Below are 20,485 nucleotides of genomic sequence, written 5' to 3' on the forward strand. Positions count from 1 at the left end.
TGCCCCCCGGGGGGGCGAGGCCTCCCTTGGGGCGGCCCGGCAGGAGTCCTGACCCAATGACCTACACCAAAGAACAAATCACCAAGCGCAAGTTCGACGTCGTCATCATCGGCGCCGGCGGCTCCGGCATGCGCGCATCGCTGCAACTCTCGCGCGCCGGCCTCAACGTGGCCGTGCTGTCGAAGGTGTTCCCGACCCGTTCGCACACGGTCGCTGCGCAAGGCGGCGTCGGTGCATCGCTCGGCAACATGAGCGAGGACAACTGGCACTACCACTTCTACGACACCGTCAAGGGCTCCGACTGGCTCGGCGACCAGGACGCGATCGAATTCATGTGCCGCGAAGCGCCGAAGGTCGTCTACGAACTCGAGCACTTCGGCATGCCCTTCGACCGCAATCCGGACGGCACCATCTACCAGCGCCCCTTCGGCGGCCACACCGCCAACTACGGCGAGAAGCCCGTGCAACGCGCCTGCGCCGCGGCCGACCGCACCGGCCACGCGATGCTGCACACGCTCTACCAGAAGAACGTCGAGGCGCGCACCCAGTTCTTCGTCGAGTGGATGGCGCTCGACCTGATCCGCGACGCCGACGGCGACGTGGTCGGCGTGACCGCCCTCGAAATGGAAACCGGCGACCTGCACATCCTGCAGGCCAAGACCGTGCTGCTGGCCACCGGCGGCGCGGGCCGCATCTTCGCGGCGTCGACCAACGCCTTCATCAACACCGGTGACGGCCTCGGCATGGCCGCCCGCGCCGGCATCCCGCTGCAGGACATGGAGTTCTGGCAGTTCCACCCGACCGGCGTGGCCGGTGCCGGCGTGCTCTTGACCGAAGGCTGCCGCGGCGAAGGCGCGATCCTCCTGAACAGCAACGGCGAACGCTTCATGGAGCGCTACGCACCGACCTTGAAGGACCTCGCACCGCGCGACTTCGTCTCGCGCTCGATGGACCAGGAGATCAAGGAAGGCCGCGGCTGTGGTCCGAACAAGGACTACGTGCTGCTCAAGCTCGACCACCTGGGCGCCGACACCATCCACAAGCGCCTGCCCTCGGTGTACGAGATCGGCGTCAACTTCGCGAACGTCGACATCACGAAGGAACCGATCCCGGTCGTGCCGACCATCCACTACCAGATGGGCGGCATCCCCACCAACATCAACGGCCAGGTCGTCGTGCAGCAGGGCGACGAGCACAACGCGGTCGTGAACGGCCTCTACGCGGTCGGCGAATGCTCCTGCGTGAGCGTGCACGGCGCCAACCGCCTGGGCACCAACTCGCTGCTCGACCTGCTGGTGTTCGGCCGCGCGGCCGGCAACCACATCGTCGCCTTCAACGACAAGCAGAAGGAGCACAAGCCGCTGCCGGCCGATGCCGCCGACCGCACGCTGGAGCGCCTCAATGCGCTCGAGAAGTCGACCGGTGGCGAATACGCGCAGGACGTGGCCAACGAGATCCGCTCGGTGATGCAGGCGCACGCCGCCGTGTTCCGCAAGCAGGCCACGATGGACGAAGGCGTGCGCAAGATCGCCGCCGTGCGCGAGCGCGTCGCCAACGTCACGCTCAAGGACAAGTCGCGCGTGTTCAACACCGCGCGCATCGAAGCGCTGGAAGTCGACAACCTGATCGAAGTCGCGCAGGCCACGATGGTCTCGGCCGCGGCGCGCAAGGAATGCCGCGGCGCCCACACGGTCGAGGACTACGAGCGTCCGGCGGACGACCCGGTCGCGCCGCTCGGCCGCGACGACGCCAACTGGATGAAGCACACCCTCTGGTACAGCGAAGGCAACCGCCTCTCGTACAAGCCCGTCCGCCTGAAGCCGCTGACGGTCGACACCGTGCCGCCCAAGGTCCGCACGTTCTAGGCCCCCAGGGCCGGGCTTGCCCGGCCCGCCCCCCGAGGGGGGCAAGTAAAGTGGCAAAGCCACATTCGCTTGAGAGCACACAACAAGGTTTTTCACGATGAAGCGCACTTTCCAGATCTACCGCTACGACCCCGACAAGGACGCCAAGCCGTACATGCAGACCGTCGAGGTCGAGCTCGACGGCCACGAGCGCATGCTGCTCGACGCCCTGATCAAGCTCAAGGCGCAGGATCCCTCGATCTCGTTCCGCCGCTCCTGCCGCGAAGGCGTCTGCGGCTCGGACGCGATGAACATCAACGGCAAGAACGGCTTGGCGTGCCTGACGAACATGCGCACGCTCAAGGGCACGATCGTGCTCAAGCCGCTGCCGGGCCTGCCGGTGGTGCGCGACCTGATCGTGGACATGACGCAGTTCTTCAAGCAGTACCACTCGATCAAGCCGTATCTCCAGAACGACACGATCCCGCCGGAGAAGGAGCGCCTGCAGTCGCCGGAAGAGCGTGAAGAGCTCAACGGCCTGTACGAGTGCATCCTGTGCGCGAGCTGCTCGACGAGTTGCCCGAGTTTCTGGTGGAATCCCGACAAGTTCGTCGGCCCGGCCGGCCTGCTGCAGGCCTACCGCTTCATCGCCGACAGCCGCGACGACGCCACCGGCGAGCGCCTGGACAACCTCGAAGACCCGTACCGCCTGTTCCGCTGCCACACGATCATGAACTGCGTGGACGTGTGCCCGAAGGGCCTGAACCCGACCAAGGCGATCGGCAAGATCAAGGAATTGATGGTGCGGCGCGCCATCTAAGCGGTCTTGGAGCCCCCATGCAAGCCACCGACGACCTCGACCAGCCGATCGGCGCCCGCGCGCTGAGCAAGCTGAAATGGCGCTGTCGTCGGGGCCTGCTCGAAAACGACCTGTTCATTGCACGTTTTTTCGAACGGCACGAAGAAAACCTGACCGTGAGGCAGGCACAGGCACTGGAGACATTGATGGACCTGTCGGACAACGATCTGCTCGACCTTCTGCTTGCGCGAAAGGAGCCCGAGCCCGCATGGGCCGGGGCCGGGGTGATCGAACTGCTGCAGCTGATGCGCACCGATGGTGCGCGATCCCTATCTTCCTGAAATCCATTGAAAGACCCCGAAATGAAAGCATCCGAGACCAAGGCCACTCTGTCCTTCAGCAACGGCGGACAAAACGTCGAACTACCGATCTACAAGGGCACCATGGGCCCGGACGTGATCGACATCCGCAAGCTCTACGCCCAGACCGGCATGTTCACCTACGACCCGGGCTTCATGTCCACCGCGTCGTGCGAATCGGCCATCACCTACATCGATGGCGACAAGGGTGAGCTGCTGTACCGCGGCTATCCGATCGAACAGCTCGCGACGAACTGCGACTTCCTCGAAACCTGCCACCTGCTGCTCTACGGAGATCTGCCGAACGCCGAGCAGAAGACGACCTTCACGAAGCTCGTGACCAACCACACGATGGTCAACGAGCAGATGCAGTTCTTCCTGCGCGGCTTCCGTCGTGACGCCCACCCGATGGCCATCATGACCGGCCTGGTCGGCGCGATGTCGGCCTTCTATCACGACAGCACCGACATCACGAATCCGAAGCACCGCGAAATCGCCGCGATCCGCCTGATCGCGAAGATGCCGACGCTGGTCGCCATGGCCTACAAGTACACGGTGGGCCAGCCCTACATGTACCCGAAGAACGATCTCAGCTACGCAGGCAACTTCCTGCACATGATGTTCGCGACGCCTTGCGAGGAGTACAAGGTGAGCCCGGTGCTCGAGCGCGCGCTCGACCGCATCTTCATCCTGCACGCCGACCACGAGCAGAACGCTTCGACCTCGACCGTGCGCCTGTGCGGCTCGTCGGGCACCAATCCGTTCGCGGCGATCGCGGCCGGTGTCGCCTGCCTCTGGGGCCCGGCCCACGGCGGCGCCAACGAAGCGGCGCTCAACATGCTCTACGACATCCAGAAGGCCGGTGGCGTCGAGAAGATCGGCGAGTTCATCAAGCAGGTCAAGGACAAGAACTCGAGCGTCAAGCTGATGGGTTTCGGCCACCGCGTCTACAAGAACTACGACCCGCGCGCCAAGCTCATGCAGGAAACCTGCCGCGAGGTGCTCGGCGAACTGGGCCTCGAGAACGACCCGCTGTTCAAGCTCGCCATGGCGCTCGAGAAGATCGCGCTGGAAGACGAGTACTTCGTCTCGCGCAAGCTCTACCCGAACGTCGACTTCTACTCGGGCATCGTCCAGCGCGCCATCGGCATCCCGGTGCCGCTCTTCACGGCCATCTTCGCGCTGGCCCGCACGGTCGGCTGGATCGCCCAGCTGAACGAAATGATCGGCGACCCCGACTACAAGATCGGCCGTCCGCGCCAGCTGTTCGAAGGCTCGTCCAAGCGCGACGTCAAGCCCATCGCGCAGCGCTGATTTCCGCTTTGCGCTCATCCGGGAAAGCTGCCTTCGGGCAGCTTTCTTGCGTTTTGGCTTACAGGCGACTCCCCACGGGACCGGTAACTTGTGATGCAGAGGGTTACTCCTCTCGTTTATTCGACCACCGAACCCAGGAGTCCGTCATGAAGAAACTCGCCGCACTGCTCGCTGTGATCTTCGCTTTCACCGTTCCGCTGGCCGGCTGCAACACCATGAAGGGTGCAGGCCAGGACATCCAGAAGGGCGGACAGAAGATGGAAGACGCTGCGACGAAGAAGCAGTGATAGCGGCCCGGGCGCCATCGCGCCAAGGCAGCAACGCCATCGTGGATCACGATGGCTGAAGGGGTAAAACAGGGGAAAATAGGGCATTCCATCTCTGAACGAGATGCCAAGCCCCATGACCACCTCCGAACGCAGTTTTGCCCGCCGCATCGACCTGACGTCGCTGCAGTTGTTCGTGGCTGTCTGCGAACTCGGCAGCATCGGGCGGGCCGCCGAGCGTGAATTCATCGCGGCGTCGGCGATCAGCAAGCGTCTGTCGGACCTGGAAGCGACACTCGGCACGCCACTGCTCTACCGACACGCGAGAGGGGTCGACCTGACCCCGGCGGGCGAAAGCCTGTTGCACCACGCGCGCTCGGTGCTTTACAGCCTTGAAAAGATGCAGGGCGAGCTCAGCGAGTACGCCGACGGTGTCCGCGGCCATGTCCGCGTCCACGCCAACATTTCGGCGATCGTGCAATTCCTGCCTGAAGACCTCGGCGCCTTCACCCGCGAGCACGACGCGATCAAGATCGACCTCGAAGAGCATCTGAGCAGCGAGATCGTGCGCGCCGTGCACGAAGGCGCGGCCGACCTCGGAGTCTGCCACGTGCCGGAAGGCACCACAGAACTCCAGAGCCTGCCCTATCGCCACGACGCGCTGGTCCTGATCGTGCCGGCGCGCCATGCGCTCGCGAAGCGCCAGGCCATCGACTTCGCCGAGTCGCTCGAATTCGACCACGTGGGCCTGCACACCAACAGTTCGATCTACGTGGCCATGCACCAGGCTGCGCTGGCCGAGAACCGCTCGATCAAGCTGCGCATCCACGTGACCGGTCTCGATGCAATGTGCCGCATGATCGACAACGGCCTGGGCATCGGCGTGATGCCGCTGCGCGCCTTCGAACTCATGCAGGGCGGCATCGGCCGCGGGCTCCGGTGCATCGCGCTCAACGATGCCTGGGCCAGGCGCGAGATCCGCCTCGTGGCGCGCGATTTCTCCTCGCTTCCGGTCGCCGCCCGGCTGCTGGTGAAGCACCTCCACACCCCTTCCGCGACCGCCGAACCGCTCGCCGCGTAAGCCCGACAAGATTTCCCCACGAAAGAAACCACCATGGCACGCACGCTCTACGACAAGCTCTGGGACGAACACGTCGTCCACACCGAGGAGGACGGCACCGCGATCCTCTACATCGACCGGCACCTCGTCCACGAAGTGACCAGTCCGCAGGCCTTCGAGGGGCTGCGCGAAGCGGGCCGCAAACTGTGGCGCATCAGCTCGGTGGTGGCCACGGCCGACCACAATACGCCGACCACCCACTGGGAGCGCGGCTACGACGGCATCGAAGATCCGATCAGCAAGGAGCAGATCACCACGCTGGACGCCAACATCAAGGAATTCGGCGCCGCGGCGTTCTTCCCGTTCCTGAGCAAGCGCCAGGGCATCGTGCACGTCATCGGCCCCGAGTCCGGCGCCACGCTGCCCGGCATGACGGTGGTGTGCGGCGACTCGCACACTTCCACGCACGGCGCCTTCGGCGCGCTCGCGCACGGCATCGGCACCAGCGAGGTCGAGCATGTGATGGCCACCCAGACGCTGCTCGCCAAGAAGGCCAAGAACCTGCTCGTGAAGGTCGAGGGCAAGCTGCCGCTCGGCTGCACCGCCAAGGACATCGTGCTTGCGATCATCGGCAGGATCGGCACCGCCGGCGGCACCGGCTACACGATCGAATTCGCGGGCTCCGCGATCCGCGACCTCAGCATGGAAGGCCGCATGACCGTCTGCAACATGGCGATCGAAGCCGGCGCGCGCGCCGGGCTCGTCGCGGTCGACGAGAAGACGCTCGCCTACGTCAAGGGCCGCCCGCTGTCGCCGACCGGCGTCGAATGGGACCAGGCGGTCGAATACTGGAAGACGCTGCATTCCGATCCGGGCGCGCACTTCGATGCCGTGGTCGAGCTCGACGCATCGCAGATCCGCCCGCAGGTCACCTGGGGCACGTCGCCCGAGATGGTCGTTCCGATCGATGGCCGCGTGCCCGATCCGGACAAGGAAAAGGACGCCAACAAGCGTGACGCGATCGAACGCGCGCTCACCTACATGGGCCTCGAGCCGAACAAGCCGATGAACGACATCTTCATCGACAAGGTGTTCATCGGCTCGTGCACCAACAGCCGCATCGAGGACATGCGCGAAGCTGCCGCGATGGTCAAGAAGCTCGGCCAGAAGGTCGCGAAGAACGTCAAGCTCGCGATGGTCGTGCCCGGCTCCGGCGTCGTGAAGGAACAGGCCGAGCGCGAAGGCCTCGATGCGATCTTCAAGGCCGCGGGCTTCGAATGGCGCGAGCCCGGCTGCTCGATGTGCCTCGCTATGAACGCGGACCGGCTGGAGCCCGGCGAGCGCTGCGCGTCCACCAGCAACCGCAACTTCGAGGGACGCCAGGGCGCCGGTGGCCGCACCCACCTCGTGAGCCCCGCGATGGCCGCCGCTGCGGCGATCAATGGCCACTTCGTCGACGTCCGCCAATTCGCCTGAACCAGGAGCCACACACCATGCAGAAATTCACCGTGCACAAGGGCCTCGTGGCGCCGATGGACCGCGAGAACGTCGATACCGACGCGATCATCCCCAAGCAGTTCCTGAAGTCGATTCGCAAGACCGGTTTCGGTCCGAATCTGTTCGACGAGTGGCGCTACCTCGACCGAGGCGAGCCCGGGCAAGACCCGAAGTCGCGCAAGCCCAACCCGGACTTCGTGCTGAACCAGCCGCGCTATGCGGACGCATCCGTTCTCATTGCCCGCAAGAATTTCGGCTGCGGCTCGTCGCGCGAGCATGCGCCGTGGGCGCTCGACCAATACGGCTTCCGCGCGATCATCGCGCCGAGCTTCGCGGACATCTTCTTCAACAACTGCTTCAAGAACGGCCTGCTGCCGATCGTGCTTGCCGAATCGAAGGTCGCGCAGCTGTTCGACGAGACCTTCGCCTTCCCGGGCTACAGCCTGACGATCGATCTCGATCGGCAGGTCATCGTCAAACCGGACGGAAGCGAAATCGCCTTCGACATCCAGCCGTTCCGCAAGTTCTGCCTGCTCAATGGCCTGGACGACATCGGCCTGACCTTGCGCCACAAGGACAAGATCCAGGCCTTCGAAGCCGAGCGGCTGGCGAAGAAGCCCTGGCTCGCACACCAGCTCGTCGGCTGATCGTTCCTTCCTTCAACCTGAAAAAAGACACTCATGAAGATCGCAGTACTGCCCGGTGACGGCATCGGCACGGAAATCGTCGCCGAGGCCTTGCGCGTCCTCGAAGCGCTCGACCTCTCTTTCGAAACCGAGACCGCGCTGGTCGGCGGCGCGGCCTACGAGGCCCACGGCCATCCGCTGCCCGAATCGACGCTCAGGCTCGCCAAGGAAGCGGATGCCGTGCTCTTCGGCGCCGTCGGCGACTGGAAATACGACAAGCTCGAACGCTCGCTGCGCCCCGAGCAGGCCATCCTCGGCCTGCGCAAGAACCTGGGCCTGTTCGCCAACTTCCGCCCGGCGATCTGCTACGAGCAGCTCGTCGACGCATCGAGCCTGAAGCCCGAGCTGATCGCGGGCCTGGACATCCTCATCATCCGCGAGCTGACCGGCGACATCTACTTCGGCCAGCCGCGCGGTCGCCGCACCGCGGTCGACGGCCACTTCCCCGGTGCCGAGGAGGCCTTCGACACCATGCGCTACTCGCGCCCGGAGGTCGAGCGCATCGCTCACGTCGCCTTCCAGGCCGCACGCAAGCGCAGCAAGCGCGTGACCAGCGTCGACAAGGCCAACGTGCTCGAGACCTTCCAGTTCTGGAAGGACATCGTGACCGAGGTCGGCAAGGAATACCCCGACGTGGAACTCGACCATATGTACGTCGACAACGCAGCGATGCAACTGGTCAAGGCGCCGAAGAAGTTCGACGTGGTGGTCACCGGCAACATGTTCGGCGACATCCTCTCCGACGAGGCGGCCATGCTCACCGGATCGATCGGCATGCTGCCCTCGGCCTCGCTCAATTCGAGCAACCAGGGCCTCTACGAGCCCAGCCACGGCAGCGCGCCGGACATCGCGGGCAAGGGGATTGCCAACCCTTTGGCTACAATCCTGTCTGCTGCCATGATGCTTCGTTTCTCCCTGAACCAGCCCGAAGCCGCCGACCGGATCGAGTCGGCGGTCAAGCACGTGCTCGCTCAGGGTCTGCGCACGGCAGATATCTGGTCCGCTGGTACCACCAAGGTCGGAACCCGCGAGATGGGCGATGCCGTGGTGGCTGCCATCACCAAAAAGACGATTACCGGCTAACCGCAGCCCGATTCGTCACGCGCCCTCCCCGGCTCTGACGAGCCGGGCGCAAAAGAGAGAGCGACTTACGCAAAATGGTCAGAGCAAGACGTACGCCCCAACGGCACACACCTTGCGCATCCTTGATTGCGTAAGTCCAGAAAAGACTGATTTCTTTTTTCACAAGGGCAAACTGAAATGGCGAACGCAAATCAACCTCTGGTCGGCCTCGTAGGCTGGCGCGGCATGGTCGGCTCGGTCCTCATGGACCGCATGCAGGCCGAAGGCGACTTCGGACTGATCGAGCCGGTCTTCTTCTCGACCTCCAATGCGGGCGGCAAGGCCCCCGCGATGGCCAAGAACGAGACCACGCTCAAGGACGCGCACGACATCGACGCACTGAAGAAGTGCGACATCGTCGTCACGGCCCAGGGCGGCGACTACACCACGGAGGTGTTCCCCAAGCTTCGCGCGGCCGGCTGGAAGGGCCACTGGATCGACGCGGCATCCACGCTGCGCATGCAGGACGATGCGATCATCGTGCTCGACCCGGTCAACCTCCCCGTGATCCAGAACGCCCTCGCCAAGGGCGGCAAGAACTGGATCGGCGGCAACTGCACCGTGAGCTGCATGCTGATGGGCGTCGGCGCGCTGTACAAGGCCGGCCTGGTCGAGTGGATGACCAGCATGACCTACCAGGCGGCATCGGGCGGTGGCGCCCAGCACATGCGCGAACTGCTGACCCAGTTCGGCACGCTGAACGCCGAGGTGCGGGCCCTGCTCGACGACCCGAAGTCCGCCATCCTCGAGATCGACCGCAAGGTCCTGGCCAAGCAGCAATCGCTGACGGCCCTCGAGACCGCGAATTTCGGCGTTCCGCTGGGCGGCAGCCTGATCCCCTGGATCGACAAGGACCTGGGCGACGGCATGAGCCGGGAAGAGTGGAAGGGCGGCGCCGAGACCAACAAGATCCTCGGCCAGGGCGCGGGGTTCGGAACCGCCGCCACGCCGGTCGACGGCTTCTGCGTGCGCGTCGGCGCGATGCGCTGCCACAGCCAGGCGCTGACCTTCAAGCTCAAGAAGGAGGTTCCGCTTGCCGATATCGAGGCATTGATCGCGGCGGACAACGAGTGGGCCAAGGTCGTGCCGAACACCCGCGAAGCCACGGTCAAGGACCTCACGCCCGTCGCGGTGACCGGCACGATGTCGATCCCGGTCGGCCGCATCCGCAAGCTGGCCATGGGCCCCGAGTACGTCGGCGCCTTCACGATCGGCGATCAGCTGCTGTGGGGTGCGGCCGAGCCGCTGCGCCGCATGCTGCGCATCCTGCTCGAGGTCTGAAGCCTTGCACGCGCGTCCTTCGGGACGCGCGCCGTTGTTGTACCGCAACGGCACATGCATGACGAAGTTTGCACGCACTGGGTAGATAAGGCCTGTCGCCTTGTCAGTCCAGGGTGATGGTGTTAACGTCCTCTTACATATCTGGGCCGCGCTGCCCCCTCCAGCATGACACGACCATCATCGCCCGCGGCCCGTCTCTCGGCCACCAGCCCTGCTCCCGCATCCATGGGTCGGGGTCAGCTATCCGTCCTCAGTGCGGCTGTCGCCGTGGCTCTCGGCGCCTTCAGCGCCGACGCCAGCGCGCTGGCGCTCGGACGGCTCAATGTCCAGTCGGCACTCGGCGAGCCTTTGCGCGCCGAAATCGAAGTGACCGAGATCACTCCCGCCGAAGCGGATGGACTGAAGGTCACCATCGCCTCGGTCGACGCTTTCAAGGCGGCGGGCGTGCCCTACAACCCGGCGCTGGCCGACGTCCGCGTGGGTGTTCAGCGGCGGGCCGACGGACGCTACGTGGTGCGGCTCTCGAGCAATCGCCTGGTGAGCGAGCCCTTCATCGACCTGCTCCTCGAAGCCAACTGGAGTTCGGGCCGCGTCGTTCGCGACTACACGGTGCTGCTCGACCCGCCGACCACCCGGCAGGCGGCCGCTCCGGTCGCGCCGACCGCACCTCAGATCACTGCCGCTGCGCCACGCGCCTCCGCGCCGGTGGTGGCCGAGGCACCCCAGGCACGCCGCCAGCGTGCCGCAGCCGCGCCGGCCGCCCCGGCCGCGTCGGGTGAATCGAACAACGTCCGTACCGGCACGGGTGCGGCAAGCGGCGACCAGCAGGTCACTGTGAAGCCCGGCGATACGGCGGGCAAGATCGCATCGGCGTACAAGCCGGCCGACGTGTCGCTCGACCAGATGCTGGTGGCGCTGCTGCGCGCCAATCCGAATGCCTTTGTCGGCGGCAACGTCAACCGGATGAAGGCCGGCGCCGTGCTCGACGTTCCGGGCTCGTCGCAAGCCGAGGCCGTTCCGGCAGCCGAAGCGAAGCGCACGGTCACCGCCCAGAGCCAGGATTTCAGCCAGTATCGCCGCCGCCTGGCCGAGAACGCCCCCGCAACCCCGGTGGCCGACGCGGGCCGCCAGGCCTCCGGCAAGGTGCAGACCAATGTCGAGGATCGCAACGCTGCGAACCAGCCGACCGACAAACTCAAGATCTCCCAGGGCATCGCGGCCGGCCGTCCGAGCGACGAGCAACTCGCGCAGGCCGCCGAGACCAAGGCACGCCAGGATCGCGAGAAGGAGCTGACCAAGAACCTCCAGGAGCTCAACCAGCTCAAGGCCGCCGCAGGTCCGGCTGCCGCGGCTGCGAACCCGGCTCCGGCGGCTCCGGCACCCGCCGCGCCTGCACCGGCAACGGCCGCGCCGGCGGCAACTGCAGCTCCCGGATCGGCGCAAGCTCCGGCGGCGGCGCCGGCAGCGCCGAGCGCGCCCGCCGTCGTGACTGCGGCCGCTTCGCCCGCGCCTGCGGCAGCGTCCGATACGACCGCTGCGGCCCCCAGCCCCTCGCCCGCACCCGCGCCCGTCGCTGCGCCCGCACCCGCGCCTGCCGCAAAGCCCGCGGCCAAGGCCGCGGCACCCGCGCCTGCTCCGCAGGAGCCGAGCTTCTTCTCGGAGCTAATGGAAAACCCGCTGATGGTCGCAGCCGCCGCGCTGGTCGCCGTGCTGATCAGCTTCCTGCTGTACCGCGTGCTCGGCCGCAGGCGCCGCGAAGCCGGCGACAGCGTCTTCATCGAAAGCCGCATCCCCAAGGACTCCTTCTTCGGCGCCAGCGGCGGTGAATCGGTGGACACCAAGAATCGCGGCAATTCCGTGGTGTCGTCGCTCTCCTATTCGCCGAGCCAGCTCGATGCCGGCGACGTCGATCCGGTGGCCGAAGCCGACGTCTACCTGGCTTACGGCCGCGACCTGCAAGCCGAGGAAATCCTGCGCGAAGCACTCCGCGTCAATCCGGAGCGCACCGCGATCCACCTCAAGCTGCTCGAAATCCACGCCAAGCGCCGCGATCTGCGCGCCTACGAGTCACTGGCTTCCGAGGTCCACAAGCTGACCGGCGGCACGGGCACCGAATGGAACCGGGTCGTCGAACTCGGCAAGGACATCGATCCGGGCAATCCGCTGTACGAAGCCGACGGCAAGGGTGTCTCGCCGGCGGAGGCCGCGGCATTCGCAGGCACGCTGGCGGCCGCTACGGCAGCGGGGTCGGCCCCGGCCCCGGCCCCGGCGCCGAGCCCGGTTGCGCAGGCCCAGGCAGAAGCACCGCCTCCTGCCTTCGTGCCGTCCGTCGCACCGCTGGACTTCGATCTCGATCTCGCCAGCCCACCTGCCACGCCCGCAACGGCACCCGCACCCGTCAGCGTTACCCCGCCGACCGCGGCCGCCCCGATTCAGATGCCCGTTCGCGACATTCCGCGTCCGATCACGGTTCCCGGCGGCCTGAACGGCGGCGCTGCATCGGCCCGTGCGTCCAAGATCGACATCGGAAACGACTTCGACACCGCCCCCGGCGCGCTCGAACCGGCGAACAACTCGCCGGTTCGCGACGAGGAACGCACGCAACCCGCGCCGCTGCGCCCGGGCCTGCCGACGGATTCGGGTTTCATCGAGTTCGACATGAGCTCGCTGGCCGGTCTGTCGAACCGCACCCCCGCCGACACCGAGCGCGGACGCCTCGAGACCGTGGATGAAGGCGGCGACGACCCGCACGTCATCAAGCTGTCCCTGGCCCGCGAACTCAAGGCGCTGGGCGACGTCGAAGGCGCCCGCTCGCTGGTCGAAGAAGTTGCCGCCGAGAGCTCCGGCGACGTGAAGGCCGAAGCAAAGCAGATGCTCGGCCAACTGCGCTGAGCAGTCGTCGGGCTGCCATGCTGTCGTGAGGCTGGCCCTCGGCATCCGCTACAACGGTCAGGCTTACGACGGCTGGCAAAGCCAGCCCTCCGGCCGGACCGTCCAGGACAAGCTCGAAGCGGCCCTGTCGCAGTTCGCGAACCAGCCGGTTTCCACGCTCTGCGCCGGCCGCACCGATGCCGGCGTCCATGCGCTGATGCAGGTGGTGCATTTCGACACCACCGCGGTCCGGGCCCCCTTCTCGTGGGTGCGCGGCACCAACAGCCTCCTTCCCGACGACATCGCGGTGCAATGGGCGCATCCGGTGCCCGCTCAGTTCCATTGCCGCGCCAGCGCGCTCACCCGCCGCTACGTCTACGTTCTTTCGCAGTCACCGGTCCGGCCAAGCCTCGAAGCAGGCCGGGTCGGCTGGTCGATGCACGTGCTCGACGGCGACGCCATGCGCGCTGCCGCGGCCATGCTGCTCGGCCGGCATGACTTCAGCTCCTTCCGTGCCTCGGCCTGCCAGGCACTTTCGCCGGTCAAGGAGATGCGGCGCATCGCGATCAGCCGCCACGGCGATGCCGACCGTTGCCGCTGGCACGTCGAATTCGAAGCGGATGCCTTCCTGCACCACATGATCCGCAACATCATGGGTTGCCTCGTCCGCATCGGGCAAGGCAAGGAACGGCCGGAATGGATGCGCGAAGTCCTCGAAGCGCGCAGCCGGCTGGCGGCCGCGCCGACCTTTTCGCCGAACGGCCTGTACTTCCTGGGGCCGTTGTATGCTGCCGGGTGGGGTCTACCGCCCGAGGCCACCATCGAAGGCGGGGGCGCTGCGTATGATGGCCCGCCATGAATGCCACCGCACCGCTCGCCGCAGCCCGCACCCGGATCAAGATCTGCGGGCTCACGCGTGAACAGGACGTAGATTGCGCGGTCGAAGCCGGCGCCGATGCGATCGGCTTCGTTCTGTACCCGGCCAGCCCGCGCGCCGTCACGGTGGACCGCGCGGCCGAGCTCGCCTCGCGTCTTCCGCCCTTCGTCACGCCGGTGCTGCTGTTCGTCAACGAGGAGGCTGCCCGCAGCATGGCGGCGCTCTCTTCCGTCGCGGGGTCGATGGCCCAGTTCCACGGCGACGAATCGCCGCAGCAATGCTGGGCAGGCGCCGGCAACGGCACGTTCCGCTTCATGCGCGCAGCGCGGATTCCGCTCGGCGCAGCCGGCGCGGGCTTCGACCTCGTAAAATACGCTTCCGATTACTCTCGCGCCCAGGCCATCCTGCTCGACGCCCATGTCGAAGCCTATGGCGGTGGCGGCAAGGCATTCGATTGGTCACTCCTACCACCCGCCGTCGACGCTCACCTCGTCTTGAGTGGTGGGCTCACACCTGCAAACGTGGGCGATGGCATTCGCCAGCTCCGGACGCGATGCAAGTCGCTGTCCGTTGACGTGAGTTCGGGCGTCGAGGCCTCCAAGGGCATCAAGGACGCCGCCAGGATTCGCGACTTCGTGGCCGCTGTACGAGCGGCCGATGCCTCCTCCTAGTTTGCAGCCGGCAGCCCGCCTCGATCGACCGGGCGCCGGCCCACCGATCGAGACCATGAACACCTACCAGCAACCCGACGCCAGCGGCCATTTCGGCATCTATGGCGGCACCTTCGCCAGCGAGACGCTGACGCACGCGATCGCCGAACTGCGCGATGCCTACGCGAAGTACAAGAACGACCCGGAGTTCCTCGCCGAATTCCGTTACGAGCTCGCGCACTTCGTGGGCCGTCCTTCGCCGGTCTACCACGCCGCGCGCACCAGCCGCGAAATGGGCGGCGCGCAGATCTACCTCAAGCGCGAGGACCTCAACCACACCGGCGCCCACAAGGTGAACAACACCATCGGGCAGGCGATGCTTGCCAGGCGCATGGGCAAGCCCCGCGTGATCGCCGAAACCGGCGCCGGCCAGCACGGCGTGGCGACCGCCACCATCTGCGCGCGCTACGGCCTCGAATGCGTGGTCTACATGGGCAGCGAGGACGTCAAGCGCCAGAGCCCCAACGTGTACCGCATGAATCTGCTCGGGGCGACGGTGGTTCCGGTCGAATCGGGCAGCAAGACGCTCAAGGACGCGCTCAACGAGGCCATGCGCGACTGGGTCACGAACGTCGAGAACACCTTCTACATCATCGGCACGGTGGCGGGGCCGCATCCCTACCCGACCATGGTGCGCGACTTCCAGAGCGTGATCGGCAACGAGTGCATCGAGCAGATGCCCGCCATGCTCGCCGCACAGGGCATCACCGGTGAAGCCGGAGGCAGGCAACCCGACGTCGTCGTCGCCTGCGTGGGCGGCGGAAGCAATGCGATGGGCATCTTCTATCCGTACATCCCGTTCGCCGGCACGCGCCTCGTCGGCGTGGAAGCAGCGGGCGAGGGGCTCGACAGCGGCAAGCATTCGGCCTCGATCCTTCGCGGCAGCCCTGGCGTGCTGCACGGCAACCGCACCTACCTGCTCCAGAACGAAGACGGCCAGGTGACCGAAACGCACAGCATCAGCGCGGGCCTGGACTACCCCGGCGTCGGGCCCGAGCATGCCTACCTTGCCGACATCGGCCGCGCCGAGTACGTCGGCATCACCGATTCGGAAGCGCTCGAAGCCTTCCACTACCTGTGCCGCACCGAAGGCATCATTCCCGCGCTCGAATCCAGCCACGCGGTGGCCTATGCCATGAAGCTCGCCAAGACCATGCGACCGGACCAATCCATCCTCGTGAACCTCTCGGGCCGCGGCGACAAGGACATCGGCACGGTGGCCGACCTCGCAGGCGTCGACTTCTACGACCGGCCGTCGATGCGCGGCCTCCGCGTGAAGGGGGGAAAGGCATGAGCCGCATCGCCGCCACCTTCCAAGCGCTGCAGAAAGCCGGCCGCAAGGCGCTGATTCCCTACGTCACGGCCGGCTTCCCCTACGCCGACATCACGCCCGAGCTGATGCACGGCATGGTCGAAGCCGGCGCCGACGTGATCGAGCTCGGCGTGCCCTTCTCCGATCCGATGGCCGACGGCCCCGTGATCCAGCGCGCCGGCGAGGCGGCGCTGGCGCTGGGCATCGGCATGAAGCAGGTGCTGGCCATCGTCGCCGCATTCCGCCAGCAGGACCAGCGCACGCCGGTGGTCCTGATGGGCTATGCGAATCCCGTCGAACGCTACGACCTCGTGCACGGCGCAGGCAGCTTCGTCCGCGATGCGGCCGCAGCGGGCGTCGACGGCCTGCTCGTCGTCGACTACCCGCCGGAAGAATGCGAGGCCTTCGCGGCCGAACTCAAGTCCAAGGGCATCGACCTCATCTTCCTGCTGGCGCCGACCAGCACCAGCGAGCGCATGGCGCAGGTCGGGCGCATCGCCACCGGCTACGTCTACTACGTCTCGCTGAAGGGCGTGACCGGTGCCGGGCATCTCGACACCGAGGCGGTCGGCCGGATGATTCCGCGCATCCGCGAGCACATGCAGTTGCCGGTCGGCGTCGGCTTCGGCATCCGCGACGCGCAAACCGCCCAGGCGATCGGCGCCTCCGCGGACGCGGTCGTGATCGGCACCCGCATCATCCAGTTGATCGAAGATCAACCCCGCGACAAGGTCGTGCCCGCAGTGAGCGAGTTCCTTGCCGGAATCCGGCAGGCGCTCGACTCTCTGCCCGCTGCGACCGCCGCAAGCCCGGCTGGCCGATAATCGCCGCCACGACAAGGAGCCCCCATGAGCTGGCTTGAAAAACTTCTCCCCCCCAAGATCGCACCGACCGACCCGAGCGAGCGCCGCCAGATGCCCGAAGGCCTCTGGATCAAGTGCCCGAGCTGCGACACGGTGCTCTACAAGACCGATCTCGAGCACAACCAGAACGTCTGCCCGAGCTGCGGCCACCATCACCGCATCAGCGCACGTGCGCGCCTGGACGCTTTCCTCGACCCGGAAGGCCGCTACGAGATCGGGCAGGAAGTCCTCCCCGTCGATGCCCTCAAGTTCAAGGACAGCCGCAAGTATCCCGAGCGCCTGAAGGAAGCGCTCGAGAACACCGGCGAGACCGACGCGCTCGTGGTGATGGGCGGTTCGGTCCACAGCATCAACGTGGTGGTCGCCTGCTTCGAGTTCGACTTCATGGGCGGCAGCATGGGCAGCGTGGTCGGCGAGCGCTTCGTGCGCGGCGTCGAAACCGCGATCGAGCAGAAGGTGCCGTTCATCTGCTTCACCGCGACCGGCGGTGCCCGCATGCAGGAGGGCCTGCTGTCGCTGATGCAGATGGCGAAGACCAACGCGGCGCTCACGCATCTCGCGAAGAAGGGCCTGCCCTACATCAGCGTGCTGACCGATCCGACCATGGGCGGTGTGAGCGCGGGCTTCGCGTTCGTGGGCGACGTGGTGATCGCCGAGCCCAAGGCGCTCATCGGTTTCGCGGGTCCGCGCGTGATCGAATCGACGGTGCGCGTGACCTTGCCCGAGGGCTTCCAGCGCGCCGAGTTCCTGCAGACCAAGGGCGCGGTCGATTTCATCTGCGATCGACGCGAGCTGCGCAAGACCATCGCGAACACGCTCGCGATGTTGCTGCGTCAACCTGCCGACGCGGTGCTCTGATTCACCACTTGGGCGCCTTCAGCGCCCCAGGGTGAAGACCGAGCCCATCACGTTGCCGAGGATGATGGCGCCGACCTGAAGCAGCACGATCGCGACGAGCGCCGACAGGTCGACGCCGCCCACCGGCGGAATGACGCGGCGCAGCGGACGCACCAGTGGCTCCGCCAGGCGCGCGATCAGGTCGTGCAGCATCGATGATGCGCTCGGCACCCAGGAAAGAATCGCATAGACGATCAAGAGCGCCGTGAGCCCCGACACCGCGAGCTGGAGCAGCCCGATCAGCGAGATGAGCGGAAGGATCGTCCAGCGGCCGAGCCCGCCCAGGAGCAGCGCCAGGAGGACGAACTTGGCCAGCACGAGCAGCCATGCCGCCACGCCGCTCGCCAGGTCCCAGCGTTTGACCGAAGGCACGATCCGGCGCAAGGGCAGCACGATCCAGTCGCTGACCGCGAACACGAAGCGCCCGAGCGGATTGCCGAACGGCACCCGGTGGTACTGCATGTAGAGGCGCAACAGGCAGGCGCCGCCCAGAAGGCCGACGATCACGTCGAGCAGGAACGATGGGATCTGATAGAACATGGGCGCGAGGTCGTGAGCGGAATGCGATGATAGCCACGCCAAGGTTCACGATGACGATGCAAACCCCTCTCCGACAGATCCCCTTGTTTCCGCTCGGCACGGTGCTGTTTCCCGGCGGCTTCCTGCCGCTGCGGATATTCGAGGTGCGCTATCTCGACATGATCGGCAAGTGCCACAGGACCGGCGAGCCCTTCGGCGTCGTCTGCCTCACACAGGGTTCGGAGGTGCGCAAGGCGGGCGCTGACGCCGAAGCCTTCGCGACCATCGGCACGCTGGCGGTCATTCGCGAGCTCGAATCGCCCCAGGCCGGACTGATGCAGATCGAATGCACCGGCACGCAGCGCTTCCGGATTCATTCGAGCGAGTTGCAGAAGCACGGCCTGTGGACGGCCGAAGTCCAGGCCATCGCCGACGATGTGCGCCTCGAAATCCCCACGGACTTGCGGCATGTATCCGAGGCATTGCGTCGCGTGGTCGACACGCTGGAGGAGCGTCGCCGCCAGCAGGGTACGCCGGGCCTGCGCCTGCCCATGCTCGAACCCTATGAGTTCGAGGATTGCGGCTGGGTGGCCAACCGCTGGTGCGAACTGCTGCCGGCGCAGCCCGAACTCAAGCAGCGCCTGATGGAGCTCGACAGCCCGCTCATGCGTCTCGAGCTCGTCGGCGATCTGCTGGCGCGCACCGGGATCGCCAATTAGATGCTATGAAGGGCTGCCCCAGGCGAGTCCCATTGAGCTAGAACGGGAACTCCCAGGCAGCAAACCAAAGGAGCACGGCCATGTCTGCACCCGAGACAGTCCTTCAAGGCAAGGATAGGACGAATGCGCACGATCTGTACATGAGTTTGGAGCTGAGTGACAAGCGTTGGAACCTGACCTTCGGCGACGGCATCCGTGGCCCCAGCCGGTGCACTGTGGCCGCTGGCGATTGCACGGCCGTGCTCGAACGTATTGGCAAGGCCCGAGTGCGCTTTGGGATACCAGCCGAGGCGGCGGTTCACGCGTGCTACGAAGCAGGTCGGGATGGCTGGTGGCTGCACCGCTGGCTGGTCGAGCAAGGCATCCACAACATCGTGGTCGACTCGGCCAGCATCGAGGTCAACCGGCACGCCAGACGTGCCAAGACCGATCGACTCGACGGCGACAAGCTGTTGGCGATGCTGCAGCGCTATCGCGCGGGCGAGGTGCGCGTATGGTCGGTGCTGCGCGAACCCACGCCACGGCAGGAAGACGCGCGCCGGTTGCACCGCGAGCTGCAGCGACTGTCGCACGAACACACCGCCCACACCAACCGCATCGGCTCGTTGCTGGTTTTGCACAACCTGCGAGTGCATTGCATCGGTGGGCGAAACTGGCAGGCGTGGTGGGACAGCCACTGCGCGCAGGTACCGCCGGCGCTGCGCGGCGAGATCGAGCGCGAGTGTGTGCGGCTGATGCTGGTCAAACAGCAGATGCGCACGCTCGAGGCGACGCAGCGCAAGGAAGTGGAAGACCGCGTGCAGCCACAGGTGTCGCAACTGGCCAAGCTGCGCTCGATCGGAGTCGCTAGCGCCTGGTTGCTGGTCAAGGAGTTGTTCGGCTGGCGACGCTTTGCGAATCGGCGCGAATTGGCAGGCTGTCTGGGGCTTGCACCCACGCCCTATGCCAGCGGCAACAGCCAGATCGAGCAAGGCATCAACAAGGCCGGCAACAAACGAGCGCGCACCTTGCTGGTGGAGCTGGCGTGGAGCTGGTTGCGCTATCAGCCCGACAGTGCCTTGAGCCAGTGGTTCATGCGTCGCTTCGGTGCAGGCGCCAAGCGTATGCGACGCATCGGCATCGTGGCGCTGGCGCGCCGCCTGGCGGTAGCGTTGTGGCGCTACCTCGAGCATGGCGAGATCCCAGCGGGCGCCACGCTCAAGGGCGTCGCGTAGAAGCCACCCTGGCCCAGACGAAGGCATCTTCATGATCACAGGTCGACGCGCCCGAAACAGGCCAGGGTCACCGCACAGGGACCGTCCTACTAGATGGGGCGCGCCGGTAACAGGGGTAAGCCCAAGCGCGATGCGTGCATGTTGCATGTGGTGCCGGATGCGCATACCCGGCACGGATAGAAGGTTGTCCGAGCCTTGGCTCGAACGCTTGTCACGCCCCAACCTCGCATCACGAGGCACTCCTTCCGAACGGCCATCGCACTCTTGCCCGCACC

At 66.2% G+C, this 20,485-nt stretch carries 19 protein-coding genes; 18 read left to right on the top strand and 1 reads right to left on the bottom strand.

Features of this window, described 5'->3' with window-relative positions; genetic code table 11:
- Positions 1 to 56 precede the first annotated feature (56 nt).
- The 16 genes from sdhA to accD all read left to right on the top strand — a co-directional run bounded on the left by sdhA (position 57) and on the right by accD (position 17,719).
- Positions 57 to 1,865, top strand: coding sequence for a succinate dehydrogenase flavoprotein subunit (gene sdhA, locus VAR608DRAFT_RS33640; RefSeq protein WP_088958006.1), 1,809 nt, complete (start codon positions 57 to 59; stop codon positions 1,863 to 1,865).
- Positions 1,866 to 1,962: 97 nt separating this feature from the next.
- Entirely contained in the window at positions 1,963 to 2,664 is a 702-nt protein-coding gene (locus tag VAR608DRAFT_RS33645; RefSeq protein ID WP_088958007.1) for a succinate dehydrogenase iron-sulfur subunit, read from the top strand.
- Between the two features lie 17 nt (positions 2,665 to 2,681).
- Positions 2,682 to 2,984 carry an FAD assembly factor SdhE gene (locus VAR608DRAFT_RS33650; protein ID WP_088958008.1) on the top strand — a complete coding sequence of 101 codons (303 nt, stop codon included), beginning with the start codon at positions 2,682 to 2,684 and terminating at the stop codon, positions 2,982 to 2,984.
- A gap of 21 nt (positions 2,985 to 3,005) precedes the next feature.
- The gene (gene gltA / locus VAR608DRAFT_RS33655; RefSeq protein WP_088958009.1) at positions 3,006 to 4,316 is read left to right on the top strand and encodes a citrate synthase; all 1,311 of its coding nucleotides are present in this window, start codon (positions 3,006 to 3,008) and stop codon (positions 4,314 to 4,316) included.
- 146 nt (positions 4,317 to 4,462) lie between these two features.
- Positions 4,463 to 4,603, top strand: a complete 141-nt coding sequence (locus VAR608DRAFT_RS33660; protein ID WP_088958010.1) for an entericidin A/B family lipoprotein — start codon at positions 4,463 to 4,465, stop codon at positions 4,601 to 4,603.
- A gap of 115 nt (positions 4,604 to 4,718) precedes the next feature.
- Positions 4,719 to 5,663: a LysR substrate-binding domain-containing protein gene (locus VAR608DRAFT_RS33665; RefSeq protein ID WP_088958011.1), complete on the top strand. Its 945-nt coding sequence runs from the start codon at positions 4,719 to 4,721 to the stop codon at positions 5,661 to 5,663.
- Positions 5,664 to 5,696: 33 nt separating this feature from the next.
- A complete protein-coding gene (leuC, locus tag VAR608DRAFT_RS33670; RefSeq protein ID WP_088958012.1) occupies positions 5,697 to 7,118 on the top strand; it encodes a 3-isopropylmalate dehydratase large subunit in 1,422 nt (473 codons plus the stop codon).
- A gap of 17 nt (positions 7,119 to 7,135) precedes the next feature.
- Positions 7,136 to 7,786: a 3-isopropylmalate dehydratase small subunit gene (gene leuD, locus VAR608DRAFT_RS33675; RefSeq protein ID WP_088958013.1), complete on the top strand. Its 651-nt coding sequence runs from the start codon at positions 7,136 to 7,138 to the stop codon at positions 7,784 to 7,786.
- A 33-nt stretch (positions 7,787 to 7,819) separates the two neighbouring features.
- Positions 7,820 to 8,908: a 3-isopropylmalate dehydrogenase gene (gene leuB, locus VAR608DRAFT_RS33680; protein ID WP_088958014.1), complete on the top strand. Its 1,089-nt coding sequence runs from the start codon at positions 7,820 to 7,822 to the stop codon at positions 8,906 to 8,908.
- 177 nt (positions 8,909 to 9,085) lie between these two features.
- On the top strand, positions 9,086 to 10,228 hold the full coding sequence (asd, locus tag VAR608DRAFT_RS33685; RefSeq protein WP_088958015.1) for an aspartate-semialdehyde dehydrogenase: 1,143 nt from the start codon (positions 9,086 to 9,088) through the stop codon (positions 10,226 to 10,228).
- A 267-nt stretch (positions 10,229 to 10,495) separates the two neighbouring features.
- Positions 10,496 to 13,120, top strand: a complete 2,625-nt coding sequence (locus VAR608DRAFT_RS33690) for a FimV/HubP family polar landmark protein (protein ID WP_331713010.1) — start codon at positions 10,496 to 10,498, stop codon at positions 13,118 to 13,120.
- A 25-nt stretch (positions 13,121 to 13,145) separates the two neighbouring features.
- Positions 13,146 to 13,958, top strand: coding sequence for a tRNA pseudouridine(38-40) synthase TruA (gene truA, locus VAR608DRAFT_RS33695; protein ID WP_088958017.1), 813 nt, complete (start codon positions 13,146 to 13,148; stop codon positions 13,956 to 13,958).
- On the top strand, positions 13,955 to 14,647 hold the full coding sequence (locus VAR608DRAFT_RS33700) for a phosphoribosylanthranilate isomerase (protein ID WP_088958018.1): 693 nt from the start codon (positions 13,955 to 13,957) through the stop codon (positions 14,645 to 14,647). Before truA ends, VAR608DRAFT_RS33700 begins: the two co-directional genes overlap by 4 nt.
- A gap of 55 nt (positions 14,648 to 14,702) precedes the next feature.
- Positions 14,703 to 15,980: a tryptophan synthase subunit beta gene (gene trpB / locus VAR608DRAFT_RS33705; protein WP_088959129.1), complete on the top strand. Its 1,278-nt coding sequence runs from the start codon at positions 14,703 to 14,705 to the stop codon at positions 15,978 to 15,980.
- Entirely contained in the window at positions 15,977 to 16,822 is an 846-nt protein-coding gene (gene trpA / locus VAR608DRAFT_RS33710; RefSeq protein ID WP_088958019.1) for a tryptophan synthase subunit alpha, read from the top strand. The genes trpB and trpA overlap by 4 nt, the downstream gene beginning before the upstream one ends.
- Before the next feature lie 24 nt (positions 16,823 to 16,846).
- The gene (gene accD / locus VAR608DRAFT_RS33715; RefSeq protein WP_088958020.1) at positions 16,847 to 17,719 is read left to right on the top strand and encodes an acetyl-CoA carboxylase, carboxyltransferase subunit beta; all 873 of its coding nucleotides are present in this window, start codon (positions 16,847 to 16,849) and stop codon (positions 17,717 to 17,719) included.
- Between the two features lie 18 nt (positions 17,720 to 17,737).
- On the opposite strand, the gene VAR608DRAFT_RS33720 is transcribed toward accD, so the two are convergent.
- Positions 17,738 to 18,298 carry a YggT family protein gene (locus tag VAR608DRAFT_RS33720; RefSeq protein WP_088958021.1) on the bottom strand — a complete coding sequence of 187 codons (561 nt, stop codon included), beginning with the start codon at positions 18,296 to 18,298 and terminating at the stop codon, positions 17,738 to 17,740.
- Between the two features lie 50 nt (positions 18,299 to 18,348).
- Between VAR608DRAFT_RS33720 and VAR608DRAFT_RS33725 the strand changes: the two genes are divergently transcribed.
- The gene (locus VAR608DRAFT_RS33725) at positions 18,349 to 18,996 is read left to right on the top strand and encodes an LON peptidase substrate-binding domain-containing protein (protein WP_443082905.1); all 648 of its coding nucleotides are present in this window, start codon (positions 18,349 to 18,351) and stop codon (positions 18,994 to 18,996) included.
- A gap of 80 nt (positions 18,997 to 19,076) precedes the next feature.
- Positions 19,077 to 20,210: an IS110 family transposase gene (locus tag VAR608DRAFT_RS33730; RefSeq protein ID WP_088957303.1), complete on the top strand. Its 1,134-nt coding sequence runs from the start codon at positions 19,077 to 19,079 to the stop codon at positions 20,208 to 20,210.
- Positions 20,211 to 20,485 lie beyond the last annotated feature (275 nt).

It is taken from the genome of Variovorax sp. HW608 (genome assembly GCF_900090195.1).
In the GTDB taxonomy this organism is placed as follows: domain Bacteria; phylum Pseudomonadota; class Gammaproteobacteria; order Burkholderiales; family Burkholderiaceae_C; genus Variovorax.